This window comes from Paenibacillus jilunlii (assembly GCF_900102965.1).
Taxonomy (GTDB): Bacteria; Bacillota; Bacilli; order Paenibacillales; family Paenibacillaceae; genus Paenibacillus_AQ; species Paenibacillus_AQ jilunlii.
Genome location: NZ_FNGM01000002.1, coordinates 14,937 through 39,399, shown reverse-complemented (window position 1 = coordinate 39,399; position 24,463 = coordinate 14,937). Strand labels below are relative to the sequence as shown.

Here is a 24,463-nt window from a genome sequence, read left to right as displayed (position 1 = left end):
ATATGACCACTTTCAGCCGAATTAGTGTTACTCTTCATTAAACTCACGGGCAGAATAGTTATAGCAGTCTTCTACCCTTGTTTTCGGTTGGGAGATGTTATAGTTGCAACATCGGCATAGTATCTCTGGGATATAAAGAAACTGAAGTATATTTAGATGAGATGAGGTTATAACAATCGAAAGCAAAGTGCCTTTATTTATCGTAACAGGTGCAAGTGGGTCTGGGAAGACATACGTCATCAAGGAACTGCGGAGGATGATGCCTGATTTTGATATTTTTGACCCTGATAATCTTGTTGAATTTATTGGACACGATTGGGAGAAAATGCGAAATATTTGGCTGAGAGTTGCGCTAAATATCGCTCAAAGTGGACGCATGACTATAATATGCGGAACAATGATGCCTTGGGATATTGAAAAATGTGCAGACGTTCCTTTTTTTAAGCATGTATATTATCTAAACCTACATTGTGATGAAGAAACTCGCGAAAAACGTCTACATCTAAGAGGTTGGCCAGAGGAAGAGATTCAAAACCACATAAACTTTGCAAAACGATTGCTTGAAATTGCTGATGAGGTCTATAACCCACCTATGCCTACTATTGATACAACGGATACTGATGTAACCGAAGTTGCCTCTCAGATAAAAGATTGGGTTCAACAATATGCTTGAAGTAGAGGGAACTTTAGTTAAATAAACCAAAGGGTAGCTTGCGATCTGGCAGCTGCCCTATTTTTCATTTAGCTAAAGGGCAGCATACACTCATGTTCACTGATCCTGACTGGATGCGCCAAGGCGCCGCGAGTGCTCTGATCGAAGACATTGGGCGGCATGCGTGTAGAGGTGACCGCCAACCCGAACGCGATAAGGTTTTACGAATCCGTTGGCATCGTCGCCAGCAGTTTCGCCAACACACAAGGTGGGCCGGCGCCGCGGATGCACCTAGATGTTGAATCAACGGTCGCGTCCGGCAAAATACTGCAGCAAGGTCTCAAGATCGGCATGTGCCGGGTAGCTGGAGAGCCGTTGGATAATTGCGGCAGCCTGATCGAGATAATCCTGGCTGACCTCCTCGGTACGGGCCAGGGCGTCGCTGCGGTTAATCAGAGCCAGCACATGAGCCACCTCTTCCTCTGAAGAGGCAGGGCCAATGGTGCGGATGATTGGCGCCAGTTCAGGGTCCTGCAGGGCAAAAAGTACAGGAAGGGTAACCTGCCCATTGCGGAGGTCGCTCCCGGCAGGCTTGCCAAGCACATCGGCGGACTGAGTGAAGTCAAGCAGATCATCCTGGATTTGAAAAGACATGCCCAGCGCCTCGCCAAAGTTATAGAGCAGGCCCGCGACATCTTCCGGGCTCTCTGTAGAAAGTGCGCCCACCCGCAGGCAGGTGGCCATCAGCATGGCTGTTTTGTTGCGGGACTTCTCCAGGTACTCATCAAAAGTAAGATTATAGTCGTAGGCATGCTCCATTTGCTGATATTCTCCCAGGCACAGCTGGGCTGTAGCCACGGAAGACAAGTCATGGACATAACGGTTTTTGTCACCGGTATATTTGCTGAGCAGCTCAATCACCCGGGCAGACATATAATTCCCGATATGGACTGCGGAGAGCACACCAGTCTTGGTATGCAGGGCAGGAGTGCCCCGCCGCAGTTCGGCATTATCAATAATATCGTCATGAATTAATGAGGCAGCGTGAATAAATTCCGCAGCAGCAGATAATTGAAGCGTTCTCCGTCCTGAGGGCTTGCGTCCAAAACGGCTGCCGACGATGACCATCAGCGGCCGGAGACGTTTTCCCCCGGAGCCGGTCAGCTCCAGAATGCTCTTCGCGAGCTGTGACTTTTTGGGTACGTCTTTATCACGGGCCACAATATTCTGAATTTCATGGTTAATTTCGTCCAGGTCTATATTTAAGGCTTCATGCAGCTTCATCGTTTGGGTTCCCACCTGTCAAATGGCTTTGCTTGTGCGGCTTTGCGGCCTTTGCTCCTGAATCAGGAACTCTTCAATGCCCGCCGCCGGATTTTGATCCGCGAAGTCTCCATTTGACCGCGCGATTTGCATTTTTTTAATCGAAGGCGCCAGGTAAGCAACCAGGTCCAGTTCACGGTATTTCACCGCGAGTTGCAAATAAAAGCTGTACAAATAATCTCCATCCAAAATGTTGCGGGTCAGGTCAGGATGATGTGGGGCACATTCCATATGGCGCTCAGCCGCCACAGTAAGAATGATATAAATACCTAGCAAATGGACTTTGCGGTCATATTCCAGATCATGACGTTCCAGTACCGAGAACAACTGCTCACATTCTGCCGGAGAGAGATGCAACTGAATTCCGGCGATCGGTGACATTTCAGCCTGAAGCAACCGGAAGCTGTCTTCCATTAGTTTTCTGTTCACAAGATTCTCTCCTTCTTGTCGGTTTTGCCGGAAGCAACCATAGCCTTGATTATCCCTACAAAACCCTTTGTTAAAACCAGACCCGGGACGGTTTCAAGAGCCCCTGTCGGCTGAAGAAGTATACTATTAATCTGTTGATCAAGCCTAAACCTTAATAAATAAGGAGAGTAATGTGTCCATGGACACATTACTCTTAAGAACATCATATTCAGCTGCAGCAACATAAAAAACACATAAGTTGCTGATATACTTAATTAAACGGCGTCAGAAACGCTAAACAGCAGGGGGTATCAGTCGGTATATAAATACCAACGCCGCACAAGCGGGATTCGTTTCCAGTGCTTCTTGAGCCAAGGCAGGACATAGTAGTCCAGGCCGAAGACGCTGCCCGATCCGCCGATGCATGCGATAGCTGCTCCAACGTACCAGAGCATTTCTGTCGCTGCCATCTTGGTGGACCATATCATGACTGCCATGGCAATGGTGGCAAGTGAAGAAATGGCAGTGAAGAGACCTACGATAAGCATAATGCCAAAGACGATTTCGGCACAAACCATGCCGATTTGGAACCATTTAGCCAGGAAGGTATAACTTCCGTCATTGTTGTAAAACATCAGATCCATGAACCAGTTCGTAATGTCATACACAAAGCCTGGTACTGGAAGAGCCGATACAGCTTCTTTGGCAGTGGAAACTGCGGAAGCCGCAGACTGTGCATCTACTGTTGTTTTTACAGCATCTACAGCCACACTCGCTGATGAAGCGGCATCCGTAGCGAATGGGGCAGCAGGAATCAGGAAGATCTTGTCCGGATCCACCCAGATCTTTCTGAGTTTATCGATCCCTTCATATAACCACATGCCCCCGAGCAGCATACGGAGCGGAACGAGCCAGAAGTTCGGCGAACGCTTGGAGAAGTAGCCGCCGACAAAGCTCTTGCGGTTCTCCACGTGGAAGAACTCATGCATCATATAAGTCCATACTTTGTTAAAACCTACCACTTGCGACAGGTAGAACATATTGATAAAATGCTTGGACAGCATAGCCATGAAGCCTGTAAGCATGAAGAGCTTGCCTGGAAGACCTACGTTAGCTACACCATAGCGGCTTCCGATGGAGACCATCGTACCGTGGAATCCCGGTTTGTACGCTTTTTTGGCAGTACCGCTGATGTCGGCGGCGATATTGCCGGCAACGAGCGGAGCAGCCTGTTCAGCATTTTCAACCATCTGTGGAACCGGACGGGTTTCGCCTTCAGGAATAAAGAAGATGTTGTCCCCTACAACGTAGACGTTCTTATGGTCAACACTTTCCAGATGTTCATTGGTAACGATGCGTTTGCGTCCCTGCTGCTGTACTTCAAGGCCGCCGACGATTTCGGAGCCTTCGACACCGGCAGTCCAGACAATGGTCTTGGCGTCAACGACATTCTTCTCACCGAGAGCCACACTGCCTTCGCCTACTTCGGTGATTTTGGCACCGGTCACGATTTCGACCTTCAGCTTGCGCAGGCGGGCTTCAGCCTTCTGAATCAGCTTATCCGGCAGGATAGGCAGAATCTTCGGCGCCATATCAGCAACGATCAGCCGCACTTCGGATGGATCAATGAAGAATTCTCTGCACAGCTCATCGCGCTGCTCGGCCATTTCCCCAACCAGCTCGACACCTGTGAAACCGGCACCGATGATGACGAAGGTCAGCATTGCGCGGCGGACAGCAGGGTTCTTTTCTCTGGCAGCTTGGGTGTACATATCGCGGATTTGACGTTTGAGAGCAACCGCGTCATCGTAGGACCAGAACGAGAAGGTGTTTTCTTCAGCTCCGGGAATTCCGAAGAAAGTCGGTTTGCTTCCTGTGCCGATTACCAGGTAATCATAAGCATAGGTTGCCTTGTCGGATTTCAGCTTCTTGTTTTTGAAATCAATATTGCTGATCTCATCCAGAACAACATCCACTTTCAGACCGGCGAAAATTTTCTTCAAGTCAACTTTGATTGAATCCTCAGGCGCACGATTCGCAGATACCTCATGCAGCTCAGTCAAGAGAGTGTGATAAGGATTTCGGTCGATCAGCTTGATTTCTACATCTTTGTTGTTCTTATACTTCTTTGCCAGTTTCTTAGCCGTGAGTACGCCGCCGTAGCCGCCGCCCAAAATGACTATTTTTTTCAAGAGAAACTCACCTCATTCATCTGATTAGCTGCAAAAGGTAAGCGAATATTATTTCGCGCCTTCAAGTGCTTTTTCTGCAAGTGTAAAGTATTCGCCAACGTGGATAGATACACCGGAGATGGCGTCGGTTTTGCCTTCAGCATCCAGCTTAGGGGCAGCGCCTTTGTTTTCAAGGAAATATTTTTCGGCAAGGGCGATTTCTTCGTGCCATTCAGCAGAAGCGCCGCCGGCTTTCATGCCGTATTTGCCATCGATTGAGTATTGCTTCTTGTCGTCTCCTGCAGCATTCACGCCGCTGAAGTTAACCGCAACGATATTGCCATTGGCAACAGTAAGAGCAACAGTGGATTTCCAGCCGGATTCTTTATCCATTTCGCCTTCTGCGGAGTATCCGCCGTCTTTGTAAGGGCCAGCTTGTGCAGGGCCTGCAGCGAGAGCAGCTTGAGCGGCAGTAACAAAGTCACTTACTCCAATAGAAACGCCGGAGATTGCATCCGTTTTACCTTTATCATCCACAACAACTGCTGCCGGATCTTGTTTTTCAACCAGGAAAGCTTCCGCTTTCGCTGCTTGTTCATGCCATTCTGCCTGGCCGCCGCCTTTGGATACCAGTCCGTATTTACCATCTTCAGAAACTTTTTTCTTCAGGTCGCCAGCTGTCTTAGTATTGAAAGCATCCCAATCCGCTTTTGTGATTTTTCCGCCTTCAACAGTCAGCAGGACAAAGGATTCCCAGCCTGTTTCGGCGTCAACTGGTGCTGTTCCGTAATATGTACCATCTTGATACTTGCCTGTTTCAGCAGTGCCGGCATCGGATGCAGCAGGTGCAGTAGTCGCGGCAGGTGCAGTAGTCGCGGCAGGTGCAGTGGATTCAGCAGGAGCATTGGTTGGTGCAGCGTTGTTGTCCTTGTTGTTGCCGCATCCAGCGAGCAAAGTACCCAGTACAAGAGCGCTCGACAAAATTAGAGAAGCTTTTTTCATTTTAGTATGACCTCCAAAGAAATAGTTTAAAATATATATATTAAAATGTAAAACATTTTAATAATTATTGGAAGTGATAAAAATCACTTTATAAATGACATTTGTCACTTTTGAATCGGTCTTAAGTCCCTTTTTGTAGCAGACATATGACATATATCGGCATACATTAGAAAAAAATTTAATCATCTCGTTTCATCTTCGATGGCATTCTAGCACAAGAAAGATATTAGTCATGTGAAAATAATCACTTAAAGATAATGTATTTTATTTACACTTGAATTATATCAAATTTTAAAATATATGGATACCGATTTTAAAAGACTATTATGTGACAAAAAACGACGGCTTGGCCGTTTCTACTCCCAGATGGTATCCGATTCAATTTTGAGGATTGGGGGTAATAGTTTTTTAGACATGAGCCTCTAGTCATACTTCATAAGACACCTAAGGAGATGAGCATGTATGGACAGCAACGTTATCAAAGGAAAGTGGATGCAGCTTAAGGGTGAAGCCAAGAAGCAGTGGGGACAGCTGACAGATGATGATCTGGATGTCATTGACGGCGAGAAGGACAAGCTGGTCGGCAAGCTTCAGGAGCGTTACGGCCATACCAAAGATGATGCGGAAGCGGAATACCGCAATTGGGAACAGTCCATCCGCCACTAATATAAGTAAATACAACCTCGGAACAGGATAGTCACATATGCAGGAAGAGGCGATGTCTATGTATAAATCCCATGTCGTAACCGGCAGAATTATCGAGATACACGCTGACCGGGTACTTACACAGCAGGGAGAGATGTCATGCACCTTTCATCCCCGGTACTATATGCTGCCGGATGTAGAGGCATGGACACCTGAGAAATGTGACTTGAAAGAGGAGCCTGTAATGGTATTGCATGAACAGAGTGGAGGCAGGAGCCCCAAAAGGCGCTGGAGTGATATAAGGCCCTGGTTTCCGCAGCAGAAGAAGAGCGCAAATCGAATCTGATTTGCGCTCTTCTTCTGCTGGAAATGCGCAAAAGAGAAGCATAGGTTCGCGTTTTTTTTCAGAAATCGTTTAAGTATTTCCTCTATAAGGAAGAAAAGTAATCACTTTGTATGTGAATAAGCGAACATATGTGCTATGATGGGGTCGCGCGGCGGCAGCGACATAATCGCCCATTCCACAAGCGTTAACCTAGGAATAGGAGTATTCTATAGGACTGTGATTCCATGTATTGGTCCTACTATTATGGTACTATGATTCATAAGGATTACATTTCTGTAATCATTGAAGGAGTGATGCTATGGAATACCTGAAGATTTTTTGTATGAATACGGCTCTGCTTATTACTGTCGCTTACATGGCGAATTTAATATACAAACATACGATTACGCATGCCCCGAAGCCTGTCAAACAGGTGAGCTGGGTTGTGCTTTCCGTTTTTGCCGGCTGGATCAATATATTTTTTGGATACAGGCTGGATGAGCATGTGATCTTTGATTTGAGATTTTTGCCGCTGATTATTTCCACCATCGCCTTCCCCCAGCCCTTCAGTCTTATCATCATCGGAGTGGGCATAGGTCTTAGCCGTCTGGTCTTCGGAATGAATGAGGCGGCGGTGGCAGGTGTGCTGAATTTATCGATTCTGGGATTCGTCTGTGCCGGGCTCAGCTTCTGGGTGCGCCGCACGCCGGCCACAATCATGGTCAAGGGCCTCATTGTAATTATGGCTGTGAATCTGATGAATGCGGTGAATATCACTGTTTTTGGAGTTATCCCCGACCAGGAGTACATAACGAAGATCCTGCCCGTAACGCTGCCTGCGGGGCTTGTGCTCAGCATGCTGTTTGCACTGATTATCCGTGACTTTCATCTTGATCTGCAGCGCACCGGCCAGCTGGTAAGGGCGAATGAGCTGCTGTCTGCACAGGCCGAGGAGCTGCATAAGAATAAGATTGTACTGGAGGAGCGGGCGAAGCAGCTGATGATGGCCTCCCAGTTCAAATCGGAGTTTCTGGCAAATATGTCGCATGAGCTTAGAACTCCGCTGAACAGCATTATCAATTTGTCACAGATTATTGAAGACAACGATGAGGAGCTCAGCAGGGAGGAAATCACTGAATATGGTGCAATTATCCACCATTCAGGAGATGATCTGCTATCGCTTATTAATGATATTCTTGATCTGTCCAAGGTAGAAGCGGGCAAGCTGGATGTTGTTCACGAGGAACTCAATGTCAGTGAAATCCCGGAAATGCTGGCGCTGCAGTTTACAGTGGAAGCCAAGCAGAAAGGGCTGGATTTCAACATTACGCTGAGTGAGGATGTGCCGCATGTCATTCACTCCGATCCCCAGCGGGTGCAGCAGATTCTCCGCAATCTGCTCTCCAATGCCCTGAAGTTTACTATGAACGGCTTTGTCTCGCTGAATGTCCGGGTGGTGGAAAAGCCGGAGGGGCCGGCCCAGAGGCGCTGGGTGGTCTTTGATGTGCAGGACAGCGGTATCGGCATTGCTGCCGACAAGCACACGGTAATCTTTGAGGCTTTTCAGCAGGCAGACAGCAGCATTAGCCGGACGTATGGAGGAACGGGGCTCGGGCTGTCCATCAGCAGTGACTTGGCCAAGCTCCTGGGCGGTTACATTACACTGTCCAGCAAGGAGGGGCAGGGGAGTCTTTTTTCCCTGTATTTGCCGTTGTGAGTCACTGAAACTTGAGGGTGCGCAGAAATCCAACTTAATTTGTGATTTTGGCTTATTGACAGGAACTTGATGCGGAGTAGAATGAAGCAAAAGCCGCATCGAAGGAGTGTTATCACCCCCATGAACATCATGAGAAACAGACTTGGCGGCGCCCGCCCGAAAGGTCTCCGCAAAGCCTCGGTACATCGCAAGAATCTGCAGATTGCTACGTTTGAGGGGATCCCGTCAACGATATTTCAGGTGCTGCTCCAAGGGCAGTTCCTGACTGGCTTTCTGTTATATTTAGGAGCCAGCTCCAGCCAGATCGGTTTTGTAATAGCACTTACTACATTGGTTAATGTAGCACAGATTGGTGTGGCTTTTCTGATTCAGAAGCTCCCGAGCCGCAAATGGGCTATGGTGACGTTTATCGGCCTGCACAGGGTGCTGTGGAGTTCAACCGGACTGGTACCGTTTATTTTTCCACAAGAACATTGGGTTACTGCATTTATCGTTTTGTATACGATTGCATTTATTGCGAATACGGCGGGTGGCGTACTATGGAGCTCGGTGATCAGCGATCTGGTTCCTGCGCGGGTACGGGGCCGATATTTTGGAATCCGCAATACCTTTCTGAATGCCCTGGGAAGCCTTGTGATGTATGGAGGCGGTTTAGTGCTTGACCGTTATCCCGGCGGGCACGGGTTTCTGATTCTGTATATTGTGGTCTGGATCTTTTCCATATCCAATGTCATCGTGTTTTTCTTCTATCCGGACGTGCCGTTTGAGAAGTCGGAAGAGAAGGATTTTCTGCCGATGCTGAAGAAACCGCTTCATGATACGCTGTTTATGAAATCGACACTGTTTCTGTCCGCATGGCTGCTGCTGCAGAATCTGACGGTGCCGCTCTATTCCTATGTCATGCTGCAGCTGCTGCACATCAATTATGAGACCTTGTCACTGCTGAACGTATCGCAGACGATTTTTATGATGGCAAGCTTCTATGTATGGGGCAACCTGAATGCTAAATACAGCAATAAGCGGCTGCTGCTCTGGACACTGCCGATTATCGCGGTATCCTCACTGCTCTGGGGACTGCTGTCTGTACTGCCCATGCTGCTGGTGCTGTTTGCCGCGCATATTGTGTTCGGCATGGGAGTGGGGGGCTTTAACCAGCTGGCGTTCAACTTCATCATTGGCGATACGCCGAAGAAGGAACGTCCGATGTACATGGCGATGTATGCAGCGCTGACGGGACTTGCTGCGTTTTTTGGACCGCTGATCGGCGGGCAGATCTATGAATGGATACATGAATGGCCGCACTGGACACAGATATACGGGATGCAGCTTATCGTAGGGGCGCTGATGCTGGCTCTTGCCCTGCTGCTGGGCCGGCGCATACTGAAGGACTAATATAGAGGAAGGTCAGGCCTTCCTCTAACTTCGGGAAGGGAGACCGTTCAATGACTAGAATCGCGGTAGTACTTGGGGCCACGGGTCTTGTAGGCAGTGCGCTTACGGAGGATCTGCTGAATGGGGACTGGGCGGAGGTGCGCGTGCTGGTGCGACGCCCGGTGAAGCTCCGGCATCCCAGGCTGAGGCAGGTGATCATCGATTGGGAGCGGCTGGCGGAATATAAGGAACAGTTTGCCGGGGCTTCTGCCGTCTTCTGCTGCCTGGGCACAACCATCAAAAAAGCCGGCTCGCAGGAGAACTTCAAGCGTGTGGATCTGGAGTATCCGCTTGCTGCCGCCGCACTGGCCAGAACATGCGGGGTGAAGCAGTTTTTGGCGGTGTCGTCGATGGGAGCCAATGTCAGGTCGCGGGCTTTCTATTCCCGTACCAAAGGAAAGCTGGAGAACGGGCTTGGTGTCATCGGTTTTCAGGGACTGCATCTGTTCCGTCCCTCGCTGCTGCTCGGAGATCGTGAGGAATCCCGCCCCGGCGAACGGGTGGCTGCCATAGTCATGAAGGCGCTGGACTTTGCGATGGTTGGCAAGGCAGCCAAGTACCGGGCGATTCCGGCGGCTAAGGTTGCCAGGGCGATGATGAATATCGCCCAGGCAGATACGGGGGGCGTGCATATCTACACCAATGAAGTGATTCATGTAATCGGAAAAAGTTGAAGTCCAGGGTTTGCAATAAGCTTGGTGTAGGACGTACAATGGGACATAAATCATACGTACATAGCGGATTCATTGTCTTGTACAGCAAACAGGAGGAGAACATGAGTAAAAAACAGGTAGCAACTGAAAAAGCCCCTGGTGCCATCGGCCCATACAGCCAGGCGGTCATCGCCGGGAACTGGGTGTACACTTCAGGCCAGCTTGGGCTGAACCCGGAAACAGGAGCCTTGGCAGAAGGTGTAGTGGAGCAGGCCCGTCAATCGCTCAGCAATGTTAAGGCAATTCTCGAAGAAGCTGGCGCATCCCTCGAACATGTTGTGAAGACAACGGTATACCTTAAGGATATGAATGATTTTACAGCAGTCAATGAGGTGTACAGCAGCTTCTTCACTGAGCCTTATCCGGCCCGCAGTGCTGTTGAGGTAGCCCGTCTGCCAAAAGACGGCCTCGTGGAGATTGAAGCGGTAGCCCGCAAGAAATAATTCACCGAAGATTGAAATATCCCTGAGCGCCTTCTGTAGGTTAGAAGCGCTCAGGGATTTTTTTGTGAAGGACTGGAATGATGTTGCCCTGTCAGTATCTCTCCGGTTCACTCCCTAAGCTTGATTGTCAGTCCTGGAGCTGAGGCCTACATAGAATATACCCCCTTCGTCCATAAATAAGACCCTTTGTTCCCAAAAAATGACCTGAGGGTCATGAGAATAGCGGATAGCAGTCCGGTCTTGCAGGGTAATATGTATGTAACAAGCCGCAACAGCCGAAGGGGGAAAGCAAACGATGGAGAGCAGTGAAGCGATTCGTCCTGAGAAAATGGGTCCGCTGGTTATGAAAGAGACCTGGAACACACCTGGAAGCTTTGTATCCTGGGAACGCTCCGAGAATATTTACATTATCCGTGGAGAACGCGGAGGCATAGTTTTTGTATTTTTGAATGACGAGATGTTCCGGATGAAGGTGTTCCGGGACAAGGTACCTGATTTGACAACGACCGCAGCGGTGCTCGCCGAGAGCTGTATTCCCCACCTGTTCCCTGTGGAGGAGAATGACGGCCAGCTGACCTTCACGACCAGTGCCATCCGGCTGATCATCGAGAAAACCTCTCTCCTTCTGCGTGTAGAGAACATGGACGGGAAGGTCATCATGCAGCAGAATCTGACGAGCTGGAATCCGCGCGGGGCGAGCCATGCTGAATATGATATGCAGCCGGATTCGCACTTTTATGGACTGGGTGAAAAAGCAAGCTTCCTCGACAAACGCGGGGAACGCTATACCAACTGGAACACTGATGTATTTGCCCCGCATCTGCCGGAAATTGAGGCTCTCTATGAGTCCATTCCGCTGCTGATCCATATGCACGGCTCTCTCTCCTACGGCTTATTCCTGGACAATCCGGGCCGGAGTGATTTTGATATGCGCTCCCACGGGGTGGCGTTCACCATCGGCTGCGCTACCGGGGCTTATGATGTCTATTTTATCAACGGGCCTGAAATGAAGGATGTGGTCAAAAGATACACCTCTCTGACCGGACGGATTGCGCTGCCGCCTAAATGGGCCATTGGCTATCACCAGTCGCGGTACAGCTACATGAACCAGCAGGAAGTGCTTCAACTCGCCCGGACCTTCCGTGAAAAGAATATTCCTTGTGATGTCATTTATTTGGATATCCATTATATGGATGAATATCGCGTGTTCACCTTCGATCCGGTCCATTTCCCCGAGCCTGACAAGATGATTGCCGAGCTGCGCGGGCTGGGGGTACGGATTATTCCGATCGTAGACCCTGGTGTCAAAAAAGACCCCAATTATGAAGTGTACAAGCAAGGGGTGCTGGAAAAACATTTTTGCCGGCGCCTGGAGGGCGATATCTTCTTCGGGGAGGTCTGGCCGGGAATCAGCGCGTTCCCCGATTTCAGTGATGTCCGGACTGCCGAATGGTGGGGGGATCTGCACAAATACTATACGGATCTTGGCATTCAGGGCATCTGGAATGATATGAACGAGCCGGCGGTGTTCAATGAGTCGAAGACCATGGATCTCGATGTAATGCATTTCAACAATGGCCGTCCGGTTACGCATGAGGAATACCACAATCTGTACGGAATGATGATGTCCAAGGCGACATATGAAGGGCTGGCGGAGCATATGGGCGGCGAGCGGCCATTTGTGCTGACACGTGCCGGGTATGCGGGGATTCAGCGGTATGCCGCCGTATGGACCGGGGATAACCGCAGCTTTTGGGAGCATATGGCGATGGCAATGCCCATGGTGCTCAATATGGGGCTGTCGGGTCTCGCGTTCTCGGGGCCGGATATCGGCGGATTCGCCCATCATACGTCTGCCCAGCTGCTGGTGCGCTGGACGCAGATGGGTGTCTTTTTCCCGTATTGCCGCAATCATTCTTCTATCGGGACGCTGCGCCAGGAGCCTTGGTCATTCGGTGAAGAGGTAGAGGGAATTCTGCGGGAGTTCATCGGGCTGCGCTACCGCTGGATGCCGCATCTATATAATCTTTTTCATGAGGCTGAGATGACCGGGCTGCCCGTGATCCGTCCGCTGATCCTGGAATATCCGCGCGATCCGCATGTTACGAATCTATGCGACCAGTTCCTGCTGGGGGAAAACGTGCTGATTGCTCCCGTGTACCGGCCGGATACGGACCATCGTTCTGTTTATCTGCCGGAGGGGCTGTGGATCGACTACTGGGATGGGGAGGTTCACAAAGGCGGACGCCACATTCTGGCCGCTGCTCCGCTGCGCATTATGCCGATGTATGTCAAGGCAGGAACCTTTGTTGCGGAAGGCCCGCTTAAGCAGTATGCGCTGGAGGATACGGCGGAGACGGTGACTTTTCACCTGTATGGTGCGGAGGCGGGAAGCGGCTTCTTTGCTGCCTGTACTCTATACGAGGACGACGGGCACAGCTTCAGCTACAAAAAAGGACATTACTCCGAGATCAGTGTGCATGCAGCTGGAGAAGAAGGGGGATTGCGTCTGGGCTGGACCTATACGGTCCGGGAATATGCTCCGCCCAGAGAAATGCTGCGTTTTGCGCTCTGCTATCCCAACTTTGCTGCAGCTTCTGTAGACGGTCTGCCTGAAATCAGTCTGGAACAGCTGGAAGAGGGCCGGGCCGGCTGGGCGCGCAATGGTAAAAACGGTGCGCTTATTATCCAGGTTAACGATGAGCCTCATGGCGGGGAGCTGCGTATTGGGGCAGCGAAGGCGCAGGAAGAGCTTAGCCGGAAGGAATAATTGGCCAAACTACCCGCCATTTGGCGGTTTTTTGGCATTGAAAGGGTCAATGGAGAACATTCGGCTTGTCCAAGGAGAAATAATTCTTCAAAAAGCAGATAAATCTGCAGAAAAAAATTGCGGAAGGGTTTTTAAATATGGCTCTTTTCGTATAAGATGAAGGGATGAAGAAAAAAAATATGGCAATCCGGAAGTGGGCCATTCAGGCTCACCGGAATGCCTGTAACTATATTTCTTGCGGAGAAGGATGCAGTCCTCCTGATGGGGGCGGACCGGCTCTTTCTGCTTGCTCAAAAAAGAATGGAGATCACCAATGATTAAGCATCTGTATGCAATATGGTTAGGGGACGTATTCTTCTGCTTCTCCGGTGAAACCTCAGAGCCGAAGGTGGACGCGTGGACGCGCGTGGTCAAGCGCTTGGAGCTTCGGAGCGGCTGGCGTCCTTTTGCGGGTGCTGCGCTGCGGCTTACGGAAGTGAAATATCCGGTTGCTGTCCCTGCAGAAGGGAGGACAACGAGACGCGGCCTGCCGGGGCGTACGCTTGAAGGGCTGGCCCTGGCGCCCAAGGACGCTTTTGAGCTGCTGCTCGGCTGGGACGAGCAGCTGTGCCGCAGCCAGGGGCTGGAGCCGGGCGGGGAACTGCGGTATTGGGCTGCCGCCGCCCGCTTCGCGCTGGAGCTTATGGGCACAGGCGGCATTGTGCCTGGGGCGCTGCCGCCGCGCCTGTTGGGCTCGCGCCGCCGCGGAGGAGAGCAGGCAGCGTCTGCTGCCTGGTCACCGGCATTCCGCAAGGAAGCAGACAGGGAGCTGTTCCTGCAGATGGCCGCATCCATGCCGGTGCTGGCGCTGGGAACGCATGTGGCCGAGGAAAGCGATCTGTCCTCCCGTGAGGATGCCGGTGCTTATGTGCTCTACTCCTTTCTGCAGGCTGTGATGACTGCAGAGGTGAAACGGGTGGTTGCGGCGAATGAAGGGAAACTCGCGCCTTACAAGGCGAACTACCGCCGCGGCTACTCCCCGCTCACGGAGCTGTGGTGGAACAGCCTGCTTACGGGCAGCCGTGATATTCCCGTACAAGGGACCCCGGCTGAAGTGGCGGAGCTTCTTGCTGCAGTCAACGCAACCGCCGGCAGCGATGTGCCGCACGCGGAGACTGAAGAGGCGCGCAGCGGACAGCTCAGTCTTGGACTGCGTCTGGAGCCGCCTGCAGATGAGAGCGAAGAATGGCGCTTGTCCTTCTGGGTAGAGAGCCGTGAAGAGGGTGAATTCTGGCTCCCGGCTGCGGCTATCTGGGGCAGCCGGGAACGCGAATTCACCCTCTGGGGCAAGCGGTACCGCAATATCCAGCAGCAGCTGCTGTCTGCGCTGGGCCGGGCAGCCAAGCTGTCCCCGGATATTCAGCGGGCGCTGGCCATGCCGGCCCCCGACGGCGTTGAACTTGCTGCGGAACAGTTATACCTGTTCCTGAAGGAGAGTGTGCAGCCGCTGCGGGAGCGGGGGATCACCGTGCAGATGCCTTCCCGCTGGAGCCGCGAAGGGCGGCGGCGGATCGGCATGAAGATGAAGATGCAGCCGCCGGCAGGCGGAATCGACGGGCCTGCCCAGGCTGCACTGGGCATGGAGCAGCTGATTTCCTTCCGGATCGAGGCTTCGCTTGGCGATTCGGATATCAGTGAGGATGAACTGAGCGCATTGGTAGAGGCGGGCGTGCCTTATGTCCGGTTCCGGGGGGAATGGATTGAGATCGACCCGAAAGAGGTCCGCCAGGTGCTGAGGTATATGAAGCGTAATGAAAGCGGGGAAATGTCCGCAGCCGAATGGATGCGGCTGGAGGCCGAAGATGGCAATGAACGCCTGTGGAAGGGAATGTCGGTCACCGGGATGGAGACCTCCGGTCTGCTGGCTTCGCTTATGCAGGGAGACATGCTGCGGCATCTGCCCATGCGTCCGGTGCCGCCGGATCTGCACGGCACGCTGAGACCGTATCAGGAACGCGGGTTCCAGTGGCTGGCCTCGCTGAGCGGTCTGGGCTTCGGCGTCTGTCTGGCCGATGACATGGGTCTGGGGAAGACTGTGCAGGTGATTACCTGTCTGCTGGACCGCGCGCTGACCGCACCGCCGGAAGAGCAGCGTGAGCCGGTGCTGATTCTCTGTCCGACCTCGCTGCTGGGGAACTGGCAGCGGGAACTGCAGCGCTTCGCGCCTTCCCTGCGGGTGCACATTCACCATGGGGGGCGCCGGGTCCGGGGCGGGGGTTTCGCCCAGCTTGCGGCCAGTCACGAAATTGTCTTAACCACTTATCATCTTGCCGGAAGGGACAGTGAGGATCTGGCGGGTGTGCGGTGGTCGACCGTTGTGCTGGATGAGGCGCAGTACATCAAAAACCACCGTACCAAGCAAGCGCAGAGTGTGATGAAGCTGTCGGCGCCGCACCGGATTGCCATGACAGGAACGCCAGTGGAGAACCGGCTGGGTGAGCTGTGGTCCATCTTTCATTTTCTGAATCCGGGTTACCTGGGCACGTATCATTCGTTCCGCCAGCGCTATGTTTCCGGAGAAGGCGGGGACCGGCTGCGCGAGCTGCACCGTCTCGTATCGCCTTTTCTGCTGCGGCGGCTGAAGAGTGATCCCGATATCTCTAAGGATCTGCCGGAGAAGCTGGAGCTAAAGCAGTATTGCGCGCTCACGGAGACGCAGGCTGCACTGTATCAGGGGGTAGTCAATGAGATGCTTGGCGTGATCGGAGAACGCTCAGGTATGGCCCGCCGGGGATTGGTGCTGTCTTCCTTGACCAAGCTGAAGCAGATCTGTGATCATCCGCAGCTTTTCCGCGGGGATGAAGGACGGGGACAGCGCAGTGAGGCTTCCGGCAAAATGGAAGTGATGTTCGAGGTGCTCGACAGCATTGCCGAGCTGGGGGAATCTGCCTTAATCTTTACCCAGTATGTGGCGATGGGGGAACTTTTGGTCAGCAGACTGGCCAGACGGTACGGCAAAGCCCCGCTTTTTTTGCACGGTGGAGTTCCCAAACGGGAGCGGGATGAAATGGTTCATGCTTTTCAAGAGGGTGAAGGCCCGGCCTTTTTCGTGCTTTCGCTCAAAGCCGGAGGCGTGGGTCTTAACCTGACGCGGGCCAACCATGTGCTGCATTATGACCGCTGGTGGAATCCGGCGGTGGAGAATCAGGCGACCGACCGGGCGTTTCGGATCGGCCAGCACAAAAATGTGCAGGTGCATAAGCTGATCTGCCAGGGAACGCTGGAAGAGCGGATCGACGAGCTGATCGAACGCAAAAAAAACCTCTCGGAGCAGGTCGTCGGCTCCGGCGAAAACTGGCTGACCGAAATGTCCAATCATGAGCTGAAGGAACTGATTGAGCTGCAGGGACAGGATTGGATGTAGCGGGAACGAAAATGGTGAAGGAGGAGTCCGCAATGAGCGAAGGGCTTGAGCTGCGGCTGGAAATTCAGCCCGGCATCGTAAAAGTGAAGGGTCTCCGGGGATCTGGCCCTGCACCCGAGGCGCAGGGTGTGCAAAAAGCGGCGGCTGCGGTTCAGGAAGCAGCACCGGCTGTGCTCACCTTGGAGATTCCGCCTTGGCCGGCTGCACGCAAACGGGCGGTACTGCTGGAGCTTGCCGCGCATCCGGGGGATCTGTATGAACTGCTGCAAGGGCAACTAAGCGCCAGGCTTGCCGGGCTGGGTCTGCTGCCTGACGGGGCAGAGCTTGCCTCTGCGGCCTATGAGCAGGGGAGCGGAGCAGCAGAGCGGGTGGAGCTGCAGAAGCTGCTGAAGCAGCGGCTGACCGAGGAACCTCTGCTGGCCCTGTCGCTGCGCGGCCTGGACAAGGAGGAGCTGCTGGCTGGCGTATTTGGCCTGTGGGCCGAGCCGGGCAGCGAAGAGGAGGATGACGCCAAGCCGGATGCATCCGGTGCCTTGGCAGCGGAGCTTGCCCGGCTGGAGCGCAAAGGGCCTGCGGTGTCCTCCGGCGAATGGCTGGCCGAGGCTGCTGCCGAAGGCTCGCTCCACCAGCCGGGTCCGCTGTTCCATGAGATCGCAGCCCGGCCGTTTCCGGTGTCCCCGGTGGTTGCGGAGCCTACCGAGGATTGGGCGTCTCTCCTGCCGCAGACCCCCAAGGCCGCCGAAGGGCTGGCGCTGATCATGCGGGAAGTGGCTGAAGCGGCTGCCCGCAGGGCAGCTGGCTTGAAAAAGATGTGAAATGAACAAAAGCCGTATCTTACCGGATGCGGCTTTTTTTGCTGTTTGGAAACTAAGGCAATGTGGAAAATTGCAGTTACAGAAAACAGGGTGCTAGACAAGCATAGTCGGGCATATGGGCGAAATGAGAGGTAAAAGTGCCTTTGAATTCGGCGAAAGTGGGCATATGGGCGAAATGAGAGGTAAAAGTACCTTTGAATTCGGCAAAAGTGGGCTGATGGGTGGAATGAGAGGTAAAAGTACCTTTGAACTTGGCGAAAGTGGGCTGATGGGTGAAATGAGAGGTAAAAGTGCCTTTGAATTCGGCGATAGTGGGTAGATGGGGCGGAATGAGAGGTAAAAGTGCCTTTGAATTCGGCAAAAGTGGGCGGATGGGTGAAATGAGAGGTAAAAGTACCTTTGAATTCGGCGAAAGTGGGTGGATGGGTGGAATGAGAGGTAAAAGTGCCTTTGAATTTGGCGAAAGTAGGCTGATGGGTGAAATGAGAGGTAAAAGTACCTTATCGTTTGCTCTATTAAACCTAAAGGCAGCCGATGCACAGGGAACACCTGTGCATCGGCTGCCTTTGTGACAGAATAAGAGCGTTATTCCTCTGAGGGTCTCTCCGCCAGCTCCAGAATCTCCCGGCGCAGGCGGAGCATCTTCTGATCCAGTTCGTCGGCGGCACGTGCTGCTTCCTTTAATTCCTCGGCCACATGTGAAGGGAGCTGCTTATCGAATTTATAATATAGTATATGCTCCATACTGGCCCAGAAATCCATCGCAAGCGTGCGCAGCTGAATTTCGGCCTTCACCCAGCGGGTGCCTTCCAGCAGCACCAGCGGCATAGCCACAATGAGATGCAGGCTTTGATAGCCATTAGGCTTGGGATGGGCGATGTAATCCTTGATCTCGAGCACCCGTATGTCTTCACGTGCACACAGATGATCGACCAGACGGTAGATATCCTTCACAAAAGCACAGACGATGCGCATGCCCGCGATATCATGAATGTGCTGCTCCATATTATCCAGTGTGAATTCATGCCCTTTGCGCTCCATCTTATGGAGAATGCTCTTGGGGTCCTTGATCCGTGACTTGATATGCTCGATCGGACTGTAGCCGTCGCGCGCCTGCCACTCTGTTTTGAGGATATCGATTTTATTCTCAAGCTCATTCAGCGCATGGCGGTAGAGTGCTGGAAGTGCTGTGAAGTTTTCGATCTGCTTAGCAAATTCCTCGCTCACTTGCCACTTCTGCAAATCCTTGACATGTACCTGCAACTGATTCAGCGTAACCTGTGTACTATCATTTTCTTCCACTGAGACTCTCCCGGTTTTCATTATTTGTGACTGGTTCCTGATTTTATTTTAACCCATGAACCGCCCCGGAAGCAAAATAAGACCCGGGCCCTCTGGCTGTGTGCAAGAGAGTCCGGGGCCTGATAATTGAAGAAAAGCAGCCCGTGGCTAGTTTTTTACAGAAACATTTTGACGCCCGCCGCGTATTAGCACACATAAAGCTTCAGGCGGCCGCGTAATTATTTGTTGGTAGGCGAGCCCCCATCATAACCTTTATCCTCATAGCCCGTATTGGACAGCTTCGGCAAAACATTCAGCTGCTCAATTGTCTGACGGGTCTCTTCGGAGCCGTAGCGGTGCAAATATTGAAATAGCCGGATCGTCTGATCGTCAAACTGGTCGATGGCTTCATCATGGTCGGCAGACTTATAGGGTACAAAAGCGCGGCGGAAGGCATATTCATCCTCTTTGGCCAAATCCTTGAGGATATCCTCCAGCCCTGTCAGCTCCCCGGGAGTGAGCAGCACCTCGTATTCGCCCGAGTCATTGCGTACATCCTGAATGAGGCCGTGATTCACGGACACGAAATATCGTTTTTTGTCATGCCTTTGCAAGTGTAATCCCTCCATCATCCGGTAAGGTTCGCCACGGTTTATTTTAAAAATATAAGAATTTATATGCTTCACGCAATAAATTACCCTTATATTTCCCGCTGAAACGGTACCGTCCTGTAAAAGGACGATGAAGCCGTTTCCGCTTACTATTATACACAGAACGACAAATAATGAATCTAATCGAGACATTTGGTATGATAGAAGCACAATTCCGCTTCTGCAAGGAGCATTAAGGGGTAACTACACTATACTGAGGCTGCGAGTCAGCCCTGTTCTCACTCTGGAGAAGGAGGAACTAGAATGAATTTTTTGCAACGGCTTAAGGACGGTGCCAGCCGGGTGAGTGAAAAAGCACAAAGCTCGGTGGAAATCGGCAAGCTGAATGGTCAAATTTCCGATATCGAACGCGAGATGGAAATTGAATTTATGAAAATGGGCAAGCTTTTCTATGAAGGCTACCGTTCAAGGGATATGTCGGTGGCGGAAGGCAAGATGGTGGAACTCTCGCGGGGCTGCTTCAAGTATCAGGAGCAGATCGATGAGCTGCGCGCCCGGATTGCTGAGCTTAAGAATGAACGGCTCTGCGCCTGTGGGCATGTAGTCGCTCTGGATGCGAATTTCTGCCCGTACTGCGGACGCAAGCTGGAGGAGGTCTCCCGGAGAAAAGAAGCGGCAGCAGTGAACGTACATACCGTTCATGAGCATGAAGAGGAAGAGGATGAATTCTACGGCGAGGACGAACTGACCGAGGCTGAAAAAGAACTGGCCTTGAGACACGAGCACCGTGCTGTCTATACCGAGGTGCTACCTGAAGAGGAGGAGCTGCCTCTGGAGAACTATGCCGGAAATGCCCAGGCTGAGGAGCGCAGCCGCCGCGAAGCTGATCAACTGGAGCGGGAACGCGAACGGCAGCTTGAGCTGGACCGGCGGATCCGGGACTGGAAGGCCAGTGAACCGGAGGAAGCGGCTGTCAGTGAGGGCGGCGGTGTGCGCGATATCGTAAAATGCCAAATTTGCCGGGCAGATCTGCCGAAGGGCTCGATGTGGTGTCCACGCTGCGGTTCGGAGCAAATATAGACAGGAGTCACAGACAGCTTAGGGGGACAACATAGATGGAACAGTTGCTGCTGCATCTGCGCAATTTGGGTTTCACAGAGATGGAATCTAAAATCATGGTCGAGCTGGCCACCAAAGGCCAGGCTTCGGGCTACGAAGTCGCCAAACAGCTCGGAGTATCAAGATCCAACGTATATGCGGCGCTGCAGCGCCTGACTCAGCAAGGATATGTTAGATGCGGTGAAGGGGAACCGGCGCGCTACAGCGTGCTGAACCCGGAGGAGCTGGCGACAATGATTTCCGGCAGAGTCCAGGCTTCGCTGGCATATATGGAAAGTGAAATGCCCCGCGGCGGACCGGTCAGCCCGTCCTTCTATAATGTGGAAGGCGACCGCAATGTGCTGGGGGCGCTGGTCCGCCAGCTGAATCTGGCGCGGCAGGAAATCGTGGTTGATGTATGGCGGGAGGAGGCCTCGCTGCTGCGCAATGAGCTGGAACAGGCAGAAATGCGCGGAGTGAGGCTGCTGTGGGCTTTTGACGGCGGCAATGCGGCAACGGCTCCCTATCCGGCTTGGCCGCCTTTGGGCGGAGAATTGCCGAGAAGCGGGGGGCGCAAGTTTTCGTTTGTCATAGACCGGTGCTGGTGCATGCTGGGCATGCGTTATGAAGATGGAACCGCACAGGCGGTGGTCACGGAGCATCCGGTGCTGGTGGAGCTTTTGCTGAACCACTTTACGCAGGAAATGGTGCTTTTTGAGCTGGAGGAAGATATGGGAACAGAGCTTACCAAACGTTATGGCGAGCGCTACAGCCGTATTTACAGTAAATATGTGCTGCATGACCAGAATGGGGAAGAATCAGAGGAACCAGACGAGCAAGCTGCGGGGCAACTGCGGCCGGAGGACGATGCCGATTAGGAACGCCAAGGCGGAGCTGATATTAGCTTAGGGAGGTGAAGAGCATGGAGTGTATCGTTCATTTTGAAGTGGATCATACCGAAGGCGTCAAGCCATTGCGCGGCCTGTTGTTTCTGGATGAGGGTCAGACCCCCGGTGAGCAGGAGCTGATTGACATGTTTAAGGATATGAAATTTGCGGTGCGGCTGGATGACCGGGAGAAGCTGATTTTTAAACCGGTGAATCCCGGAGAGACCTATTCGCAGATCCGCATTACGGGCTTTGACAGCGGTAAACCGGACAGCAAAGAGGATCATGAGCTGAAATCGCTGGTTGGTAACCTGCTGCCGCAGAAGCCCACTGGACTGTAAGTAAGGGATGCCGGGTCCATGGGATGGGAGAAGGAGGAGCACAGATGGAGTTGTTGAGACAAAAGGTGATCCGTGAAGGCATTGTTCTCGGACAGGGCGTGCTCAAGGTGGATTCTTTTCTGAATCACCAGATGGACCCGTTTCTGATGCGTGAGGTTGGCCGCGAGTTTACCCGCCGTTTTGCCGGGGAGGAGGTCACGAAAGTGCTGACCATCGAATCCTCAGGGATTGCCCCCGGCATCATGACCGCGCTGGAGCTGGAAGTGCCGCTGATTTTTGCCCGCAAGCAGAAATCGCTAACCCTGACAGAAGATATTTTCGTAGAAAAGGTCTACTCGTTTACGAAAAAAGAAAGCAATGAAATTACCGTTTCCAAAAAATTCATTGCACCCGGCGAGCGTGTATTGATCGTGGACGATTTTCTGGCTAACGGCGAGGCTGCTTTCGGGCTGGCCCGGATCGTCGAACAGGCGGGCGGAACCGTAGCCGGAATCGGCATTGTGATTGAAAAGGCGTTCCAGCCCGGCAGCCGGCTGCTCAAGGAAGCAGGCTACCGTGTGGAGTCGCTGGTACGGATCGCTTCGCTGGACGAAGGGGTTATATCCTTTGTCGGGGAGGAAGCAGAGCTTGCGGACTGAGGCTATGCAGCGCGTGCACCGGCATACACGGGCCCGGCTTTTCCCTGTGCGGAAGCCCTGGATCACCCACTACACCATATTGCTAAAAAATAAACGAACCTGACCGCCACACTATTGTGGAGATCGGGTTCGTTTGTTTGCTAATAGGGGATGTGCGGGATGTTGGCCGCCGCCAGCCTTGTCGGGGCAGGTGTGGCAGGGCATCGCCACACAGCCCTGCCACAGCTCCCGCTGAGCACTGCTGCACCGTCTTCAGGAGCGTCGCGCGTCCCTAGCCGCTCGCGGAGCAGGGCCCGGCTGCGCCCTGCGCGCTGGCGAGCGGCGTGAGCACGCGCAGCGCGCCCGGTTCGCAGCGCACGGCCATCGGCGCCGTGCCGAGGCTCTCGCCGTCGCCGATGGCCTGGCGCGGCGCCGCGAAGCGGACGGCTGCGCTGCGTCCGCTCAGCATGGTCACGAAGGGCAGCCGCGTATGCTTGCCCTTCACGACCGTGGGGAGCAGCCGCAGCAGCTGTCCGCGGCTGAGCCCGTGCACGACGCAGACGTCGAGCAGGCCGTCATCGGCCTTCGCCTGCGGACAGATCAGGAGCCCGCCGCCGTAGCTGGGCAGGTTGCAGACCGAGACAAGCCAGGCGTTCTCGAAGGCCTGCTCTTTCCCGTCGCAGGTGACGCTCACGCGGCAGGGCCTGAAGGTCATCAGCGTATGCAGAATGCCGATGAGGTAGGCCAGCCGGCCGGCCCCGATAGCGTTGCACAGCCGCTTGTACCGGCTGCGGTTCACATTGACGGCCACCTGGGCGTCAAAACCGCTGGCCACGGCGGTCAGCGTCAGGCCGTCCGCGCCTGACAGCAGGTCCGCTTCCAGGCAGCGGTCCTGCAGCGCGGCGTCCAGCGCAGCCCCTGCAGCCAGCGGGATGCCGAAGCCGCGGGCAGTGTCATTGCCGGAGCCGGCGGGAATCACCGCCAGCGCCACGCCTCTGCGCCGCAGTGCGCCCAGCACGCTGTGGATCGTGCCGTCGCCGCCGATCACGATGGCGGCGCGCCAGTCCTCGCGCCGGGCCAGCGCGTGCAGCACCTGGGACTCGGCGCTGTCCGCGCTTTGCGTGAACAGCGCTTCGTAAGCGGTGCCGCGGGCCTGAAGCATCGCTTCCACGGCATGCCAGGTACGCCCTCCGGCCCCTCCGCCGGAGCGGGGATTTATGATCAATAGATACATGTATGTTCCTCCAGCCAGCAGATGAATATGTCCAAATATAAGAATTTATAGGTTTCACGCTACATATTATCCTTATATTTCTCACTGAAACGGTCCTTATTAGAGGACGGCTAAACGTTTCTGCTTGTGATTCCATTGTACGGAGGAGCGTGGCAAAAGGGAATCTTTTTTAACAGGACAATAACAACCGGCAAGGCTCCATAAAGCCTATTAGCGGCAGGGCTACAACTGGCGGGACTGGCGCTCAGCGATATCTCCCGCCCAGGGCAGCCTATACCACCTTCCGCCCAGTGCGTGGTAGATCATAAGCAGCCATACAGCGAATGAGCACAGGGAGATTAGGGAGGCGGCCAGTGGACCCAGCAGCGGAATGAATCCGCACAGCACATGGGCAACCATCAGCGCACCGAAGGCAATCAGTGACTGCAGCGCATGGAAAAGGACGAAACGGCTGCGCTTTTCGAGGGCAAGAAAAACAATCCCGCCAATAAAAGGGAAAAAGTAACAAAGGGCAGCGGCGATATGATCCGGTATTCCGGTGGAAGATCTGATAGGGGACAAGGGCTCACTCTCCTT

24 protein-coding genes are annotated in these 24,463 nt (G+C 53.2%); 16 read left to right on the top strand and 8 right to left on the bottom strand.

Annotated features, from left to right (window positions below):
- The first annotated feature begins 187 nt into the window (after positions 1-187).
- Entirely contained in the window at positions 188-673 is a 486-nt protein-coding gene (locus BLQ82_RS05040; protein ID WP_280140353.1) for an AAA family ATPase, read from the top strand.
- 282 nt (positions 674-955) lie between these two features.
- Here BLQ82_RS05040 and BLQ82_RS05035 read toward each other — a convergent pair whose 3' ends face one another.
- The 4 genes from BLQ82_RS05035 to BLQ82_RS05015 all read right to left on the bottom strand — a co-directional run bounded on the left by BLQ82_RS05035 (position 956) and on the right by BLQ82_RS05015 (position 5,556).
- On the bottom strand, positions 956-1,936 hold the full coding sequence (locus BLQ82_RS05035) for a polyprenyl synthetase family protein (protein WP_062525214.1): 981 nt from the start codon (positions 1,934-1,936) through the stop codon (positions 956-958).
- Positions 1,937-1,954: 18 nt separating this feature from the next.
- On the bottom strand, positions 1,955-2,404 hold the full coding sequence (locus BLQ82_RS05030; RefSeq protein ID WP_062525216.1) for a hypothetical protein: 450 nt from the start codon (positions 2,402-2,404) through the stop codon (positions 1,955-1,957).
- Between the two features lie 290 nt (positions 2,405-2,694).
- Complete coding sequence (locus tag BLQ82_RS05020) at positions 2,695-4,575, bottom strand: FAD-dependent oxidoreductase (RefSeq protein WP_062525220.1); 1,881 nt, start codon at positions 4,573-4,575, stop codon at positions 2,695-2,697.
- 48 nt (positions 4,576-4,623) lie between these two features.
- The gene (locus BLQ82_RS05015; RefSeq protein WP_062525222.1) at positions 4,624-5,556 is read right to left on the bottom strand and encodes an FMN-binding protein; all 933 of its coding nucleotides are present in this window, start codon (positions 5,554-5,556) and stop codon (positions 4,624-4,626) included.
- Between the two features lie 462 nt (positions 5,557-6,018).
- Here BLQ82_RS05015 and BLQ82_RS05010 point away from each other — a divergent pair, with 462 nt between their 5' ends.
- The 11 genes from BLQ82_RS05010 to BLQ82_RS04960 all read left to right on the top strand — a co-directional run bounded on the left by BLQ82_RS05010 (position 6,019) and on the right by BLQ82_RS04960 (position 18,390).
- Entirely contained in the window at positions 6,019-6,222 is a 204-nt protein-coding gene (locus tag BLQ82_RS05010) for a CsbD family protein (protein WP_062525224.1), read from the top strand.
- A gap of 52 nt (positions 6,223-6,274) precedes the next feature.
- Positions 6,275-6,547 (top strand): hypothetical protein, encoded by a 273-nt coding sequence (locus BLQ82_RS05005; RefSeq protein ID WP_143013345.1) that lies wholly within the window; start codon positions 6,275-6,277, stop codon positions 6,545-6,547.
- 298 nt (positions 6,548-6,845) lie between these two features.
- Complete coding sequence (locus BLQ82_RS05000) at positions 6,846-8,243, top strand: sensor histidine kinase (protein ID WP_062525228.1); 1,398 nt, start codon at positions 6,846-6,848, stop codon at positions 8,241-8,243.
- 120 nt (positions 8,244-8,363) lie between these two features.
- Entirely contained in the window at positions 8,364-9,635 is a 1,272-nt protein-coding gene (locus BLQ82_RS04995) for an MFS transporter (RefSeq protein WP_062525231.1), read from the top strand.
- Positions 9,636-9,685: 50 nt separating this feature from the next.
- Positions 9,686-10,348 (top strand): oxidoreductase, encoded by a 663-nt coding sequence (locus BLQ82_RS04990; protein WP_062525233.1) that lies wholly within the window; start codon positions 9,686-9,688, stop codon positions 10,346-10,348.
- A 101-nt stretch (positions 10,349-10,449) separates the two neighbouring features.
- A complete protein-coding gene (locus BLQ82_RS04985; RefSeq protein ID WP_062525234.1) occupies positions 10,450-10,830 on the top strand; it encodes a RidA family protein in 381 nt (126 codons plus the stop codon).
- A 295-nt stretch (positions 10,831-11,125) separates the two neighbouring features.
- Positions 11,126-13,600 carry a glycoside hydrolase family 31 protein gene (locus tag BLQ82_RS04980; protein ID WP_062525236.1) on the top strand — a complete coding sequence of 825 codons (2,475 nt, stop codon included), beginning with the start codon at positions 11,126-11,128 and terminating at the stop codon, positions 13,598-13,600.
- 313 nt (positions 13,601-13,913) lie between these two features.
- Positions 13,914-17,003, top strand: a complete 3,090-nt coding sequence (locus BLQ82_RS04975; protein WP_074647879.1) for a DEAD/DEAH box helicase — start codon at positions 13,914-13,916, stop codon at positions 17,001-17,003.
- A 32-nt stretch (positions 17,004-17,035) separates the two neighbouring features.
- A complete protein-coding gene (locus tag BLQ82_RS04970) occupies positions 17,036-17,818 on the top strand; it encodes a hypothetical protein (RefSeq protein ID WP_062525240.1) in 783 nt (260 codons plus the stop codon).
- 115 nt (positions 17,819-17,933) lie between these two features.
- Positions 17,934-18,137: a hypothetical protein gene (locus tag BLQ82_RS04965; RefSeq protein ID WP_062525242.1), complete on the top strand. Its 204-nt coding sequence runs from the start codon at positions 17,934-17,936 to the stop codon at positions 18,135-18,137.
- Between the two features lie 10 nt (positions 18,138-18,147).
- Entirely contained in the window at positions 18,148-18,390 is a 243-nt protein-coding gene (locus BLQ82_RS04960) for a hypothetical protein (RefSeq protein WP_062525244.1), read from the top strand.
- Between the two features lie 13 nt (positions 18,391-18,403).
- Here the strand turns inward: BLQ82_RS04960 and BLQ82_RS04955 are convergent, their stop codons facing one another.
- Positions 18,404-19,120 carry a GTP pyrophosphokinase gene (locus tag BLQ82_RS04955; RefSeq protein WP_025708135.1) on the bottom strand — a complete coding sequence of 239 codons (717 nt, stop codon included), beginning with the start codon at positions 19,118-19,120 and terminating at the stop codon, positions 18,404-18,406.
- Positions 19,121-19,338: 218 nt separating this feature from the next.
- Positions 19,339-19,713, bottom strand: coding sequence for a hypothetical protein (locus BLQ82_RS04950; RefSeq protein WP_244280699.1), 375 nt, complete (start codon positions 19,711-19,713; stop codon positions 19,339-19,341).
- A 300-nt stretch (positions 19,714-20,013) separates the two neighbouring features.
- Between BLQ82_RS04950 and BLQ82_RS04945 the strand changes: the two genes are divergently transcribed.
- Genes BLQ82_RS04945 through BLQ82_RS04930 form a run of 4 tightly spaced genes read left to right on the top strand, consistent with a single transcriptional unit; the run spans position 20,014 to position 22,674 of the window.
- Positions 20,014-20,790: a zinc ribbon domain-containing protein gene (locus tag BLQ82_RS04945; protein ID WP_062525246.1), complete on the top strand. Its 777-nt coding sequence runs from the start codon at positions 20,014-20,016 to the stop codon at positions 20,788-20,790.
- Positions 20,791-20,825: 35 nt separating this feature from the next.
- Positions 20,826-21,686: a TrmB family transcriptional regulator gene (locus BLQ82_RS04940; RefSeq protein WP_062525248.1), complete on the top strand. Its 861-nt coding sequence runs from the start codon at positions 20,826-20,828 to the stop codon at positions 21,684-21,686.
- A gap of 44 nt (positions 21,687-21,730) precedes the next feature.
- Entirely contained in the window at positions 21,731-22,036 is a 306-nt protein-coding gene (locus BLQ82_RS04935) for a hypothetical protein (protein WP_062525250.1), read from the top strand.
- 44 nt (positions 22,037-22,080) lie between these two features.
- Positions 22,081-22,674 carry a xanthine phosphoribosyltransferase gene (locus BLQ82_RS04930; RefSeq protein ID WP_062525252.1) on the top strand — a complete coding sequence of 198 codons (594 nt, stop codon included), beginning with the start codon at positions 22,081-22,083 and terminating at the stop codon, positions 22,672-22,674.
- A gap of 271 nt (positions 22,675-22,945) precedes the next feature.
- Here the strand turns inward: BLQ82_RS04930 and BLQ82_RS04925 are convergent, their stop codons facing one another.
- Both BLQ82_RS04925 and BLQ82_RS04920 read right to left on the bottom strand, forming a co-directional pair.
- Positions 22,946-23,887 (bottom strand): diacylglycerol/lipid kinase family protein, encoded by a 942-nt coding sequence (locus tag BLQ82_RS04925; RefSeq protein ID WP_074647876.1) that lies wholly within the window; start codon positions 23,885-23,887, stop codon positions 22,946-22,948.
- 222 nt (positions 23,888-24,109) lie between these two features.
- A complete protein-coding gene (locus BLQ82_RS04920) occupies positions 24,110-24,448 on the bottom strand; it encodes a DUF4870 domain-containing protein (RefSeq protein ID WP_062525256.1) in 339 nt (112 codons plus the stop codon).
- Positions 24,449-24,463: the final 15 nt, after the last annotated feature.